The 17,128-nt window shown below is 36.6% G+C and carries 7 protein-coding genes; all 7 read left to right on the top strand.

The window, feature by feature from the left end:
- Positions 1-550: 550 nt before the first annotated feature.
- The 7 genes from GXM16_RS21510 (at position 551) to GXM16_RS21540 (ending at position 17,015) form a co-directional block, all read left to right on the top strand.
- Positions 551-3,640 (top strand): SusC/RagA family TonB-linked outer membrane protein, encoded by a 3,090-nt coding sequence (locus GXM16_RS21510; protein ID WP_163396557.1) that lies wholly within the window; start codon positions 551-553, stop codon positions 3,638-3,640.
- Positions 3,641-3,652: 12 nt separating this feature from the next.
- Positions 3,653-5,596: a RagB/SusD family nutrient uptake outer membrane protein gene (locus GXM16_RS21515; RefSeq protein WP_163396558.1), complete on the top strand. Its 1,944-nt coding sequence runs from the start codon at positions 3,653-3,655 to the stop codon at positions 5,594-5,596.
- Positions 5,597-5,851: 255 nt separating this feature from the next.
- The gene (locus GXM16_RS21520; protein WP_163396559.1) at positions 5,852-7,591 is read left to right on the top strand and encodes a glycoside hydrolase family 43 protein; all 1,740 of its coding nucleotides are present in this window, start codon (positions 5,852-5,854) and stop codon (positions 7,589-7,591) included.
- Positions 7,592-7,700: 109 nt separating this feature from the next.
- The gene (locus tag GXM16_RS21525; RefSeq protein WP_163396560.1) at positions 7,701-8,939 is read left to right on the top strand and encodes an SGNH/GDSL hydrolase family protein; all 1,239 of its coding nucleotides are present in this window, start codon (positions 7,701-7,703) and stop codon (positions 8,937-8,939) included.
- 33 nt (positions 8,940-8,972) lie between these two features.
- A complete protein-coding gene (locus GXM16_RS21530; RefSeq protein ID WP_163396561.1) occupies positions 8,973-11,681 on the top strand; it encodes an alpha/beta hydrolase-fold protein in 2,709 nt (902 codons plus the stop codon).
- Positions 11,682-11,720: 39 nt separating this feature from the next.
- Positions 11,721-14,258, top strand: coding sequence for a glycosyl hydrolase 115 family protein (locus GXM16_RS21535; protein ID WP_163396562.1), 2,538 nt, complete (start codon positions 11,721-11,723; stop codon positions 14,256-14,258).
- A gap of 45 nt (positions 14,259-14,303) precedes the next feature.
- Positions 14,304-17,015 (top strand): T9SS type A sorting domain-containing protein, encoded by a 2,712-nt coding sequence (locus GXM16_RS21540; RefSeq protein ID WP_163396563.1) that lies wholly within the window; start codon positions 14,304-14,306, stop codon positions 17,013-17,015.
- The last annotated feature ends 113 nt before the right edge of the window (positions 17,016-17,128 follow it).

Genomic DNA, 17,128 nt, shown 5'->3' on the forward strand with positions numbered 1-17,128 from the left:
GTGCGCTTTATATAGCGCAACTCTTGAATCTTTTCCATAAGGATACTTTTTGTGTATCGCTATTTCAGGACAAGACAAAGTTTAAAAATAAAAACTCCTTTGTATCTCTATAAAGGAGTTTTTATTTTTAAATATGAGCAACCGATTGTATTTGTAGTCTATTGACTTGAATTTTAAATTTAAAGGCTTTTTATCAATTTTATTATGATGCAACCAATTGTCTTGTGTTATTTCTTTTATATTTTAACAATATTTTACTTTTTAATTTTGATGTTTTTCTATAAAACTAAATATTTATCATTTGTTTAGCTAATCAATAAATTATCTTCGAAATCAGTATTTTTAAAAGGAGATTATATTCTATAAATGAATATATCTTATTTATTTTGGATTTATATTATACAGAACGTTTTTTATTTGCTAAATATTATTAATTATTTAAAAAAAAAATTAAACAACCGATTGTGTGTTAATTGTTTTTTTCTACATTTGTTTCAAATACACTTATTGACTAAACCAAAATCAATTTTAATTATTTAAATCAATTTTTATGACTAACTATTTTGTTACAATTAAATCGAAGCATTTAAAATGCTTTTGTTTTTTGATCTTAATGTTTGGCTTGTCACTCAACGCGGGTGCGCAAACGAAAGTCAAAGGAACGGTATCGGATGCAAATGGTCCTATTCCCGGAGCTAATGTAAATTTAAAGGGTACTAAAAATGGTGTAAGTACCGGTTTTGATGGTACTTATTCTATTGATGTTCCATCAAATGGAGTACTTGTTTTTAGTTTTATCGGCTTAAAAAGTAAAGAAGTAGCGGTAAATGGACAAAGCCAGATCAACGTAAAGCTTGAAGAAGAATCAGGAGTTTTAAAAGAAGTGGTTGTTATTGGATACGGAACGCAAAGAAAAGAAGCAGTTACCGGGTCTGTAGCTTCTCTTGGAGGAAAAGAATTAAATGAAGTACAATCTGCAAACGTGACACAGGCACTACAGGGTAGGCTTGCTGGTGTTGAGCTGACACAGACTTCAACAAAACCAGGAGCAGCAATGCAGATTCGTATCCGTGGAACCAGATCCCTTACCGGAGATAATAATCCTTTAGTAGTACTCGACGGAGTTCCGTTTGGTGGACAAATAGGAGATATCAATCCCGTTGATATTAAGTCTGTGGATGTTTTAAAAGATGCCTCTGCAACGGCTATTTATGGTTCAAGAGGGGCAAATGGAGTTATATTGATTACCACCAACAAAGGTCGTAAAAATCAAAAGGCTACATTTACATATAATGGATTTACCGGTATCAAACAGGTTTTTGGTAAATATGATATGATGGATGGAGCTAAATTTGCTGCACTTCGTGATTATTCTACTTTATTTGCAGATGGAGTGGATGAAACAAGAGATATAAATACTGACTGGCAGGATTCATTATATGGTTCTGGTGAAATGTTAAGCCATGATGTGAGCGTTTCAGGAGGTACTGAGCGTGGTGCATACAATGCAGGTTTAGGATATTATAAAGAAGAGTCTGTTCTGCCTGGTCAAAAGTTTGAGCGTTTCAGTCTTAGAGGAGGTTTAGATCAGCAAATTGGAAAAATTTTCCGTATGGGATTTACTACTAATAGTAATTATACTGTTACCAATGGTGATAATATTGGTACAGGAACTGCCCTGGCAACTTCTCCATTGGCCAATCCTTATAATGCAGACGGATCCCTTAAAAGAACTGTTAGAATGGCAGCTGATGAAAACTGGGTATATACAAGAAAAACTATTGAAGGCTTAGGAGAATCGTATGTAAATCAAACGAGAGCTTTTAGTTCTTATAATAATATTTTTGCCGAGGTAAAAATTCCGGGAGTGGAAGGTTTAAAATATCGCATGAACACGGGATTAAACTTTCGTACTTCTAACAGTGGATACTATGAAGGATTTGGGGTATTTGATGTAAATCCTACAACTATATCAAATGCATCTATCAGTAACTCATTGACTACACAGTGGCTGATTGAGAACTTATTGACATATGATAGAACTTTTGCTGACAAACATACTATCAATTTTGTTGGCTTGTATTCAAATGAACAGCGTACAAGTAACAGTTCGCGTATAACAAGAAACGGTATTACTTCTGATGCATTTCAGTTTTATAACTTAGGACAGAGTGAAGAAGAAGCGGTTATTAGGCCTGAAGATCAGGATTATACTCAATGGGGGTTATCTTCCTATATGGCGAGATTAATGTACTCATATGATAATAAATATTTTATATCAGGTACAATTCGTTCAGATGGTTCGTCAAGATTAGCACCGGGCAATAAATGGTTTACTTATCCGGCAATCTCGGTTGGATGGACAGCCTCAAATGAATCTTTTATGAAAAATCTTTCATGGATTAATTTAATTAAACTGCGTGCCGGATATGGTAAAACGTCCAATCAGGACATCGCACCATATGCAACTTTAGGAGCTTTGGGTACCAGACCGTACAATTTTGGAAGCACCAATTCTACAGGTGTGTATGTTACAGAATTGCCTAATCCGCAATTAGGCTGGGAATTCTCTACTACCTGGAATTATGGACTTGATTTTGGATTCTTCAATAATCGTTTGTCAGGAACAATCGAATATTATAAAACGAATACAAGTGATGTTCTGCAAAAATTGCAATTGCCAGCAACAAATGGTGTGAGTACTTATGTTGCGAATATTGGAGAGACAGAAAATAAAGGTTATGAGATATCATTAAACGGAGTGATCATTGATAATCCAAAAGGGCTAAGCTGGTCTGTTGGTTTTAACTTATATGCCAACGATAACAAGTTAGTCAAACTTGCTTCAGGAGCTACAAGAGATGAAGGAAATTCATGGTTTGTAGGTCATAATATTAATTCTATTTATGATTATCAAAAAGTAGGTATCTGGCAGGAAGGTGATCCTTACATGTCAATATATGAGCCTGGACCAACAGGCATTGACCAACAAGGAACTGTAGTAGGATCTATTAAAGTGAAATATACAGGCGATTTTAATGCAGATGGCTCGCCAACACGTGCAATTAATGCAAGTGACAGACAAATTATAGATACTGATCCGGATTTTCAGGGAGGTTTCAATACAAATTTAACCTATAAAGGTTTCGATTTTTCTGCTGTTGGAGCATTTAGAAGCGGTGGTGTTTTAATTAGTACACTTTATGGAGGTGCAAGTTATCTTAATCTTCTTAACGGTCGTAGAAGTAATGTTGACGTAGATTACTGGACACCGGATAACAGAGATGCAGAATTTCCTAATCCAAGAGGAATCAGAAGTGGAGATAACCCAAAATATATGTCAACAATGGGGTACTTTGATGCATCCTATGTAAAAATCAGAGCCTTGACTCTTGGATATACATTAGATCAGCAATTTATGAGAGATTTGGGTATAGAAAAACTTAGGCTTTATGTAACAGCACAAAATCCTTTTGTACTTTTCTCTCCTTACCATAGAAAATCCGGAATGGATCCGGAAACAAATTCATTAGGTGATGAGAATCAGGCTGTAGCTTCATACAATAGAAGGTTCTTGGTTATTGGAACAAACACACCTTCAACCAGAAATTATTTATTCGGACTTAACTTAACATTTTAATCAGGAACAACCATGAAACGATATATTTTTAAAAAATTAATTATAGGATCAGTAGTATTGTTCTCCTTTGCAGGCTGCTCTGATATTTTAGAAGAAAAACCACACGACTTTTATGAACCGGGATATTTTAAAACAGAGGCGGGAGTAAAGCAGGGATTAACTTCACATTATGCTCATTTACGATGGATATACGGGCAGGCTTATTATTATAATTCTGTTCAGACAGGCACAGATGAAAATACGTATGGACAACAGGCCGACGGAAACTTCAAAGATCATGATTTATCGGGTGTTGGAGCAATTAATCCAAATTCAAGCAGAGCGGATGTAGTTTGGAACAATTCATACAATGATATCAATACTGCCAGTGGGATTATTGAAAATGGTGCATCTGTAGGTGTTGCAAACAGCCTTATTGCTGAGTCAAGATTTTTTAGAGCTTTTGATTACTTTTTATTGGTGCAGAATTTTGGTGGTGTGCCTTTAGATTTAGGAGCAGGTGAACTGAAATTTAACACTAAACCGTCAAGATCTTCTAAACGTAATACCGTATCAGAAGTTTACACCAAAGCTATTTTTCCGGATTTGGTAATGGCTGTAAATGATTTACCTGATGCACCAAGATTAACAGGTACAGCCACTAAAACATTAGCTCGTCTATTTTTGGCAAAAGCTTACCTGACATATGCATGGTGGTTAGAAAATCCAAATAATATTCCAACTTATCCTGATACGCCAAGAACAGATCCAGATGGACACAACGCACAATGGTATTTTCAGAAAGCTTATGACATCGCTTTAGAAGGAATTAATAATCCGGGTTCATATGGATTGTTGGATTATTATTATGATGTTAACTTAGGCTCAAATGATCGCAATAAAGAAATGATGCTTTATGCTGATCATACTGAAGAAAGTGAATATTACAATGGTGCCAGTCTAACTTACGGAAGCGGTGGATCACCTGATAATTTTGCAGGATGGATGGGTACATTCAATTATACTGCTATAAGAAGTAAAAATGGAACTGCTTCAGTTTCATCTGTCCAAAGAGCTGCTGACCAATTTTTAGGACGTCCATGGGTAAGAATGGTACCGCCTATTGAAGTTTTTACCAATACTTTTGCTGATAAGACTAACGACTCCAGATATGATGGAACATTCACTTCTGTTTATCGCGGAAATTGGAATTTGCTTGGAACCGGATTAACAAATGTAGCTACGCTTAACAATGCCAATGGACTGCCTGTAGCACCAAATGGAGCCATTTTAACTTTCTTAAATGATGAACCGGTTACACCAATTACATATCCTTCAGGAGCTGGTGACAGCGGTGTTGGTGCAGGAGTTTTACCAGGCAGGTCTGATTATGTTATTTCACCATCCGGAATAAGCAGAATAGTTTACCCAGGCTTATGGAAATTAGGACCATACCGTACTGATAATGCAGGAGGATTAGGACAGCCGAATGCGGGTAGTACAAGACCTTATCCTGTAGCTAAATTTTCAGAACTTTATTTTGTTGCCGCAGAAGCTGCAGTAAAAGGAGCGACTGGTTCTATGACAGCCAGAAGCCTTATAAATGTAATACGTGCCCGCGCAGGAAAATGGCGTTGGGATAATAATGGCAATGTAGCTAAAAGTGCAGACAATAGTGCTGTATTAACCAGTGCAACACCAGCTGTAATTACTATTAACTATATTTTGGCTGAACGTTCCAGAGAATATTACGGAGAGGGATACCGCTGGTATGACTTAGTAAGAACTCAAAAATGGAATGAACTTGCGGGTACTTACTCAATCAGTGGATCGAATTACGGTCAGCATACACCACAGGTTGTTACCAGAACTATTCAGCCCTATCATTATTTACGCCCAATTCCTCAGGGTCAGATAGATTTAATGGAAATGAGCGCTGCCGAAAAAGCAGAGTATCAGAATCCGGGATACAATTAATTTATACATAAGCAAATTTAGCCGTAATTATAAGTGTTAATTTTACAGAATTGCTTTTAAGTTGGTTATTTTAAGTTTGCTTAGGATTGAAGCCGGGGGATATTCCCTCGGCTTTTAAATTCCCAATTCAATACCTAAGGGCAGGTTTCTTGCATTATCTATTAAAGATGATGACAACACTGATGTAGCTGACATAAAATTGAATACTTTTAAATGTAGGACACTACAAGAAATGTTAATAATAAACCATTACAAATGAAGCAGAAACCAATATTTTTCTTATTATCGATATCATTATTATTTCTTTTTTCTTTTAATGAAGCAACGGTTAAAGATACTCTTCCAAAACTGAAGACAGAAAGAGGGCCGGTTTTTTCCAATGTTATTTATCAGGGAGATGATAACATTTATAAAAATAATCCATTGAAACCGAATGAATTTTATTCTCCAGTTTTGCAAGGGTGTTATCCGGATCCTGCCATTACCAGAAAAGGAGATGACTACTATATGGTTTGTTCTTCATTTGCCATGTTTCCGGGTGTCCCGATTTTCCATTCAAAAGATTTAGTCAACTGGACTGACTTAGGGGGAGTACTAAACAAGGTTTCAGAATTTAACCCTCACGACACAGGTATCAGTGCCGGAGTTTATGCTCCTGGGATAACATATAATCCACATAATGATACTTTCTATATGATTGTTACGGCTTTTTCAGGAGGTTTGGGCAATATTATAGTTAAAACAAAAGATCCTATGAAAGGCTGGGGAAGTCCTGTAAAATTAGCTTTTGAAGGAATTGATCCTTCTATATTCTTTGATGATAACGGAAAAGGTTATGTAGTTCATAATGATGCTCCTGATAAAGGAAAAGAATTATACCAGGGACATCGTGTAATTAAAGTTTGGGAATACGATCTTGAGAACGATAAAGTAATTCAGGGTACTGATAAAATAATAGTGGATGGAGGTGTCGATCTTTCTAAAAAACCAATATGGATTGAAGCACCACATTTATATAAAAAAGACGGTCGTTACTATTTAATGTGCGCTGAAGGAGGGACTGGCGGAAACCATAGTGAAGTTATTTTTGTCAGTGATAATCCAAAAGGGCCTTTTAAACCAGCATCAAACAACCCGATTCTTACTCAAAGATATTTCCCAAAAGACAGAGCCAATAAAGTAGACTGGGCCGGTCATGCAGATTTGGTTCTTGGACCTGATAATAAATATTATGGTGTGTTTTTAGGGGTTCGTCCTAATGACAAGGACAGGGTTAATACAGGACGCGAAACTTTTATGCTGCCTGTGGACTGGTCAGGCGTTTTTCCGGTTTTTGAAAACGGATTAGTACCTCTGGAACCTAAAATAAAAATGCCTCAAGGGGTTACTGAAAACAAAACAGGAAAGGATGGATTTTTCCCAAATGGGAATTTTACGTTTACTGAAAATTTTACTTCCGAAAAATTAGATTACAGATGGATAGGACTCAGAGGTCCTCGTGAAAATTTTATTTCTGTAACTAAAAAAGGATTACAGATTACTCCTTTTGAAGTAAACATAAAAGAAATGAAACCAACTTCGACGCTTTTTTACAGACAAATGCACAATACTTTTTCTTTTGCTGCGACAATAGATTATAAACCGGCATCTGAAAAGGATCTTGCAGGAATTGTATGTTTACAAAATGAGCGTTTTAATTATGTTTTTGGAATAACAAAAAAAGGAAAGGATACCTATATCTTGTTGGAAAGAACAGAAAAGGGGCAGTCGAAAATTATTGCGAGCACCAAAATTGAAATTAAAAAGCCAGTTCGTCTTCAGGTAAAAGCTAATGGAGACAGTTATGAATTTAGTTATGCTGTAAACGGTGCCGATTTTGAAAACTTAGGAGGAAGTGTTTCCGGAGATATACTTTCAACAAATGTCGCCGGAGGTTTTACAGGAGCATTGGTAGGGTTATATGCTACAGCTGCAAACGATGCTAAGGTTGAATAAATGTTTTAATTATACAAATTAAGAAGTATGTAAAATTTAAAAAGAAAAGAAACTACATACTTCTTAATCTTTAAATATCAAACAGGCAGATAACAATAAATATCTATACATGAAAAGAGCATATTTTAAATGGTTATTGTTGATACCTTTCTTTTTTTTGATTTTGGGATGTAAGTCCGGTCAATCATCCATAAAAGAAAAAGGCAGATCAGGTAATGAGAACTGGGTAGGTACCTGGGCAACGGCACAAATGCTGGTAGAGCCCAATAATATGCCGCCTGAACCGGGTCTGGGAGAAAATACGATTCGGCAAATTATCAGGGTTTCAATAGGAGGAAAGCAGCTGCGACTGCGTTTTTCTAATATATTCAGTGATCACCCAACCGTTTTGAAATCGGTAAGTGTTGCCAATGTTGCTGCTGCCCCGGGAATTGATCCCGCCACACAAAAAATACTGCGTTTCAACGGAAATCCTGAAATAACAATGAATCCCGAACAGGAAGTATTTTCAGACGCCTTTGATTTTGATTTAAAACCGGGCCAGCTTTTAGCCATTACCATTCATTATGGATCTGCTTCCCAAAAAACATCAGGGCATCCGGGTTCGCGGACAACTTCTTATATTTTGCAGGGTGATAACATTGCCAATGCAGCTTTTTCAGGCGCAATAAAAACAGATCACTGGTATTCCATTATGGGAGTAGATGTCGTCGCAACGAAAAAATCGGCGAATATAGTTTGTCTTGGAAATTCTATCACCGATGGGCGCGGATCCGGAACCAACAAACAAAACAGATGGACAGACATCTTATCTGCCCGATTGCTGGCCAACAAAAAAACCGATCATATTGGCGTATTGAATTTAGGAATAGGTGGAAATTGTGTGACCAAAGGCGGATTGGGACCAACAGCATTGAATCGCTTTGACAGGGATGTACTATCTCAAAAAGGTACAAAATGGTTGATAATCCTTGAAGGTGTAAATGATATTGGAGGAATTAAAAATCCTGAAAACACAACTCTTAAAGCTCAGGAACTGATTGAAGCTTACAAAGTCATAATTGATAAAGCACATGCTAAAGGAATCAAAGTATATGGCTGTACTATTTTACCTTTTCAGAAATCATTTTATGACGCACCCTACAGACAGGAAGCAAGAGATATCGTAAATGCATGGATTCGAAATAGTAACGCTTTTGATGCTGTAATTGATTATGATAAAGCGATGGCTTCACAAACTGACCCAAAAGCTATTTTATCAGACATGCATGACGGCGACTTTTTGCATCCAAATGAATCAGGTTACCTCAGAATGGGAGAAGCTGTAGATCTGGATTTATTTAAATAAGACTTAATGATTTTTGATAATAAAAATAGCTGTATGAAATTAATAACTAATTTTTTTGCATTTGCTCTCCTTTTTTCAATAGCACAAAAAGGATATTCCCAGGATCCTGATTTTCATGTTTATCTAAGTTTTGGCCAGTCTAACATGGAAGGATATGCTAAAATAGAAGCCCAGGACAAAATGGGGATTGATGACCGGTTTCAGGTTCTGGCAGCGGTTAACTGTCCGGAGACAGGACGTAAAATGGGGAATTGGTATACTGCAGTTCCACCCTTATGCCGTTGTAATACCGGATTAACACCTGTTGATTATTTTGGGAGAAATCTGATAGCCAATCTTCCAAAAAAAATAAAAGTGGGCGTTATCAATGTAGCAGTTGGAGGCTGTAAAATTGAACTTTTTGATAAAGATAAGTCAGCAGAATATGTTGCAACAGCACCTGACTGGATGAAGGGCATGCTTAAAGAATACGACGGAAATCCCTATGGAAGACTGGTTGAAATGGCAAAAATAGCACAGAAAAAAGGAGTTATTAAAGGCATTTTAATACATCAGGGAGAATCTAATACCGGTGATACACTTTGGCCTGAAAAGGTAAAAATTGTCTATGATAATTTAATGAAAGATCTGAATCTGGATCCGAAAAGAGTACCACTTCTTTCTGGTGAGACAGTAAATGAAGACCAGAACGGTAAATGTGGCAGTATGAATAAAATTATTGCGACACTGCCAAAAACGTTAGCAAATTCGTATGTAATTTCATCAAAAGGATGTACAGCGGAGCCTGATTTTCTACATTTTAATGCCTCAGGTTACAGAGAATTAGGAAAACGCTATGCACAGAAAATGCTTTCTTTATTGGGGTATAAATTCTCAGATAACGAAGTGCCTTTGAGAGTGCAGGCTCCTGTAGGTTTTGACCAGTTAAATGCAGGCATACCATCCGGAAAAATAGAAACTATTACTTATGAATCTAAAACGGTGGGCTCCATTCGAAAAGCTACTGTGTACACACCTCCGGGATTTAATAAAAAGAAAAAATATCCTGTGTTGTATCTTTTGCATGGAATAGGAGGCGATGAAAAAGAATGGCTCAACGGAGGTAATCCGCAGATTATTCTGGATAACCTTTACGCAGAAGGAACAATAGAACCTATGATTGTAGTCATGCCAAATGGCAGGGCAATGAAAGATGACAGTGCCACTGGGAATATAATGGCTCCCGATAAAGTACAGGCATTTTCTACTTTCGAAAAAGACTTATTGAATGATCTGATTCCTTTTATAGAAAAAAAATATCCGGTTCTGAAAGATAGAGAACACCGTGCTATTGCAGGTTTGTCTATGGGAGGTGGACAGTCCCTGAATTTTGGATTAGGCAATTTAGATAAATTTGCCTGGGTTGGTGCATTTTCTGCGGCTCCTAATACTAAAATCCCGAAAGAACTCCTTCCTAATCCTGAAGAAGCAAAAAAGAAATTAAAATTGCTCTGGATTTCCTGTGGCGATAACGACTGGCTTATCGATAACAGCAAACGCACTCACAATTATTTATATAAAAATGATGTTCCGCATGTCTACTACATAGAACCGGGAGTTCACGATTTTAAGGTATGGAAAAACGGTTTGTATATGTTCTCTCAGTTTTTGTTTAGGCCTGTAGATACTTCAAGTTTTTCAAAATATACTATCTTGGGAACACAGGCAGAAACGAATATCCGCAATGCTAAATATCCTCAAATACTGCCGGATAACAGGGTAGTTTTTAAAGTCAAGGCACCGGAAGCAGCAAAAGTACAAATTGATTTAGGAAAAAAATATGACCTGATAAAAGATGGAGAAGGAACATGGAATGTAACTACTGATGTCATTAATAAGGGATTTAATTATTATTCATTGCTTATTGATGGTGTTGCTGTTGCTGATCCGTCAAGTGAAAGTTTTTATGGTATGGGGCGTATGGCCAGCGGAATTGAAATCCCGAATAAAGAGGGTGAATTTTATGCCTTAAAAGATATTCCTCATGGTGATATCAGAATTAAAAAATACTTTTCAAAAACTGCTAATTCATGGCGTGAAATATACGTGTATACACCGCCTGGTTATGAGAATAGTACCGAAAAATATCCGGTTTTATATCTGTTGCACGGTGGAGGTGAAGATCAGAGAGGATGGGCAACTCAGGGTAAGGCTAATTTAATTTTAGACAATCTGATAGCCGATAATAAGGCAAAGCCAATGGTAATAGCCATGATTGACGGTAACATGGGAGGAAGTGAAGGTTTCAATGAAAATGCCCTGAAAGCTTTTGAAAATGAATTGAAATCGGGAGCCATACCATTTGTAGAAAGTAATTTTAAGGTTGCAGCCGATGCTAAAAACAGAGCTTTAGCCGGATTATCAATGGGCGGATTGCAGACTCTTTATACCGGTGTTAAAAATTCAGATATGTTTTCTTATATAGGTGTATTCAGTTCAGGCTGGTGGGCCAATAATAAAACACTGTCCGAACCTCAGTATGAATTTATGAAAAACAATACCGCTGTTATTAATTTTAATATTAAAGAATTTTGGATTTCGATGGGAGGCAAAGAAGATATAGCTTTTGAAAACTGCAAAATAATGATGAGCAAATTTGACCAGATAGGTATTAAATATAAATACAGTGAATACCCGGGAGGTCATACCTGGCCGGTATGGAGACACGATTTATTTATGTTTGCACCTCTGTTGTTCAAATAGAAGGAGTAATTTTTTATAATTGATTTTTAATAAAATACAATGAATAGATTTTCAATATTTATCATAACACTGCTCACCATTTGTATATCGGGAACGTCAAAAGCAGCCCAGCCTTTTATAACAGATAAAAAAAGTGGTGATATTCTTGTTCTGAAAGAGAAATCAACATCTCTTTCTTTTTTTGTCAATATCGGAACAGATCCCGGTATTGGGCGTGCAGTAAGCAATCTGCAGTCAGATTTTGAAAAGGTAACCGGTCAAAAGCCAGCCGTTTTTAATCAGAATCCAAATTCGTCTTCACCACTGATCATAATTGGAGCAATAGGAACCAATTCTATTATTGACGACTTAGTAAAACAGAAAAAAATAGACGAAAAACTCCTTAAAGCAAAAAATGAAAAATTTATTATTCAAAGTGTTAAAAATACATTCAGCGGAGTGGAGGAAGCTCTTGTAATTGCAGGCAGTGACAAACGGGGAACAATTTATGGTATCTATGAATTGTCCAGACAAATTGGTGTTTCTCCTTGGTATTACTGGGCTGATGTACCTGTTGAAAAAAAAGAAAACATCTATTTCATAAAAGGAACATACAGCGATGAAGAACCAGCCGTAAAATACAGAGGGATTTTTATAAATGATGAAGCACCTGCATTAAGTGGCTGGTCTAAAGCAACATTTGGAGGTTTTAACAGTAAGTTTTATGAAAAAGTTTTTGAATTGCTGCTTCGTCTGAAAGCCAATTATATCTGGCCGGCGATGTGGGGAAATGCTTTTTATGACGATGATGCAGCCAGTGGGCCTCTCGCTAATGAAATGGGAATTATTATTGGTACCTCACACCATGAACCAATGGCTTTAGCTCAAACCGACTGGCATCGGTATATTAAAAAAAACAATCTTCCAAATGTTTGGGATTATGCTAAAAATAAAACTGTTTTAGACGAATTCTGGAAAGGAGGCATAGAACGCAGTAAGAATTGGGAAAAACTGGTGACAGTTGGAATGCGCGGAGACGGGGACGAGGCAATGAGCGAAGGAACCAACATAAGCCTGCTGGAGAATATTGTAAAAGAACAGCGTAAAATTATTGCAGCCGTTACTCAGAAAAAAGCTGAACAAACACCTCAGGTATGGGCATTGTACAAGGAAGTACAGGATTATTATGATCAGGGAATGCGGGTACCCGACGATGTTATTCTGTTATTTTGTGATGATAACTGGGGAAATGTGCGCAAGCTTCCGGACCTGACAAAACCTATGCACAAAGGCGGTTACGGAATGTATTACCACTTTGATTATGTAGGAGGACCAAGAAACTCGAAATGGATTAATATAAATCCGATACAAAGAGTCTGGGAACAAATGAATCTTACCTACGAACACGGGGTAGATAAAATCTGGATTGTCAATGTAGGAGATCTTAAACCAATGGAATTTCCAATTAGTTTCTTTTTAGAAATGGCCTGGAGTCCTAAAAAGTTCAATTCTCAGAATCTTTTTGAATTTACCGAAAACTGGGCAGCAGATCAGTTCGGAAAAAAACATGCAAAGGAAATTGCCAGACTATTAAATACGTATCCAAAATTCAACAGAAGAGTTACTCCTGAAATGCTGGACAGCAGAACATACAGTCTTGAAAATTATAATGAATTCCAAAACGTGGTTACTGATTATAAGAATCTGTCACTTGACGCGTATCGAATTTATAATGATATTCCGCAGCAATACAAAGATGCCTATTTTCAGCTTGTTTTATATCCTATTGATGCCTGCAGCAATCTTTACGAAATGTATTTTGCTCAGGCAAAGAACAGAAAACTGGCTTCAGAAAAAAACATTTTAGCGAACACTTTTGCAGATCAGGTGAAAAGCAATTTTGCGAGAGATTCCATTCTTCAAAATAAATACAATAATGAAATTTCCGGTGGAAAATGGACTCACATCATGGATCAGATGAGAATTGGATATAAAGCCTGGCATGATACCCCAAAAAATATCCTTCCTGAAGTTACCTATGTGGCTGAAGAAAAAATTTCTAAAAAACCTGTTTTTCAGGAAAAAAACGGCTATGTCTCTATAGAAGCTGAAAATTATTCAGCTTTGAATAATTCTAAAAATATTCACTGGGAAGTCATTCCTGGCTTTGGGAAAACAAAATCAGGCATAACTACTTTTCCTCAAAATGCCTATCCAAAAAAAGATGAAAATATTTTTCTGGAATACGATATCAATTTTGAATCTAAAGGCGAAATGAGTGTTCAGCTCTGGTTGGCTCCAACACTAAATTTTAATAGCAACAAAGGCCTGAAATATGAAATTTCTTTTGATGGGAATGCGCCTCAAACTATAAATTTTAATGGACATTACAAAGGCGAGTTAGGAAAATGGCAGGCTGAACATATTATTAAATCCGTTACCAGGCACAGTATTTTAAATTCAGGGAAACACACAATGCGTATCCGTGCATTAGATCCTGGAATTGTATTGGAAAAAATCATTATCGATTGCGGCGGCTTAAAGCCCTCTTACCTTGGAGCTCCGGAAAGCGAAATTATCTATCAGGATAAATTCTAATTTTTGAATTAATTAAATTTTAGTAACCAAATAATAGTAAAGAATATGAAAAAATTATACCAGTTAAGTTTAATATTGTTTGCAGTTTTATTCGTGTTATCTGTTCAGTTAAATGCACAGAATGCGAAAGTACAGATTGATAAAAATAAAACATATCAAAAAGTTACCGGTTTTGGAGGTTTTGTCTGTAGTCCCCAGTTTGGCTATAATTATATGTCTGTTGAGGAAATCAAAAAAATGTGGGGAACAAACAGCGATGCCGGCTATACTATTATGCGCCTTTATATTCCCGGAGAAAGCAACTGGCCCTCTACACTTGCAACTGCCAAATTAGCCAAAAATGAACTGGGATTAACGATTTTTGCAAGTCCCTGGACAATGCCGGCAGAATGGAAAACCAACAATAGCGAAGTGGCCGTTTATACAGATGAAAACGGAGTTCAGCAAATTGGCTACCTGAAAGAAGAGCATTATGAGGATTATGCTTTGTATCTGAATCGTTATGTAGCCTATCTTCGTGATAACGGAGTAGAACTAGATTATATTTCAATTCAAAACGAGCCTGATGAAAGGGCAACTTATCAGGGCTGTATCTGGACACCTGTACAAATAGCTAATTTCGTTAAAAATTACGGTCATCTTATTAATTGTAAAGTTATTGCACCTGAAAGTGTTGGTTATTCAGATTCTTATGCAAATGCTTTTCTGGATGCCAGTGTAATGCAGAATTTTGAAGTTTACGGAGTTCATCAGTATGGAGGCATCCAGTCCAGATACAAACAGTTTCAAAATTACAATAAGCAGATATGGATGACAGAATATCTCATTAACTGGAATTCGGGAGGTACGGTTCGGGATTTCAATTGGGGAATTGATGCCTTTAGTTTCGCAAACAGCGTCAATGATGCGATGCTGGGAAATGTCAATGCCTGGATTCACTATGCTACTAAGCGATATTATGCTCTGATGGGTGACGGATCAAACGGAACAGTTGCCGGAGAAATTACCAAAAGAGGACATATACTTTCGCAATATGCAAAATTCACCACAGGTACAACACGTATAGAATCTACATGGAGTGATGCTACTGCACAGCTTAAAGGCTCATCGTACATCAATGATGCCGGTGATAAAATTATTCTTACCATAATTAATCCATCACAGAACACCTATAATCTGACTGTAGATTTGCCTTTTTATACTGTAAAAGGAACTAAAACAATTACCACCCAGAGTATTGATGTACAGAATACTGCGACTGCTTTTGCGGAAACATTTCGTCCGGTAGTGAGTATTGATGCTTCGAGTTTTATTACTTTGACTTTTGAAAAGAGAAAGGAAAGAGTACCCTCGCAAATGACCAGCAAAGAAGTTCATTATGCTAAAATTGAAAATCAGCCTGTTACAAATCCTGCCTTTGGAACAGCCTACCAGATTAGTGGCAAAACCGTGACATTTGCAAACGCAAATCCACTGATAAGTGCCAATATGACTGATTCTAACGGATATTTGAAATTAGACAACCGTTACAATAAATTGATAATACATGTTAAAAGTTTTACTACTGCTAACCAGTCTAATACTGATAATACAACATTGTATTATATCAATGATAATGGGGAAGTAAAATCGAAAAATTATGGAAAATTCAATTTTCCTACAGGGGTTGAATTTGATTTGACATTTGATATTTCTAAAGCGGTTCTAACAGATGGATGTACCGGAATTATTGGCTTGAGAAATTCTAATTACAGCTCAGTACTTACCTTGAATTTAGGTGATGTGTATTTTAATGTTGCTGACGAAAAAGCGGCTGAATTTGGAGGGATATATTCAGATGATGACAGTCTTTTGATGGATGCCCTGCAAAGCACAAACTATGTATCATTAGATTTTAGAAATACCGCAGGTATCAGTTCATCTCAGGACTGGCACACCAAATCAGCCAATAAAAACAGTATATTTTATGTGGTGGGCAATAATACTGCGACAAATGTAATATCCGGGACTTCGGGCAATAATTTAAGCCTTATTGATCAGGGCGGTGATTTTAATGTTCCTTTCGCTTTTTCAGCTACAACTGCATCTTTTACCAAAACGATTGCGGATTACGATATTTTAGTTCTTCCATTTGAAGCCAGTATACCTCAGGGTGTAACAGCTTACACGATGCAGCCTTCATCTGCTAAAATAACCTGTACTAAAATTGACGGTGTAATTCCGGCCAATACCCCTGTTCTATTGAACGGTTCAGGTACATTTGTTTTCAATGGTACCGGAAATGTTTCAACTCCAAAAGCATTAACGGTGAATCAGATGAATCCGGTTTATATTGGCATTAAAGCTCCTGCCGGAAGTTACACATTGAAGACAGTAAATAATATTACGGCATTTTATCCTGTAACAGCCGGAAGTGAGCCGGTAATTTCATCATTTCGTTTTTACTTAAGTGAAAAAAGCGGATATAATGCTGCCGTTCTTCCTTTTGAATTCACCACATTAAGTACAAATCAAAATGAGTTCAGCGAAGCAAATTTGAGATTGTATCCAAATCCTGCCGGATCGGAAATTTTTGTTGATATGATGTCTTCTGATTTTGATTATAAAATTTTTAATGCTCAGGGAAATTTAGTGAATTCAGGAACTTTGAAAGATGGTAATACCAGAATAAGAATTGAGTCATTGCCTGCCGGAGTTTATTTTATTAATGGAACAAACGGTCAGTCTAAAATAGCGAAGAAGTTTATAAAAAGATAAGACTGTAATAAGTAAATAACAGTAAAGGAGTTTTAAACTAAAGCTTTTGCTGAAATTTTTACCCTGCGATAATTTAATATCGCAGGGTTTTGTTCTAAAAAAGATTAAAGCCT

This window comes from Flavobacterium limi (genome assembly GCF_010645075.1).
Classification (GTDB): domain Bacteria; phylum Bacteroidota; class Bacteroidia; order Flavobacteriales; family Flavobacteriaceae; genus Flavobacterium; species Flavobacterium limi.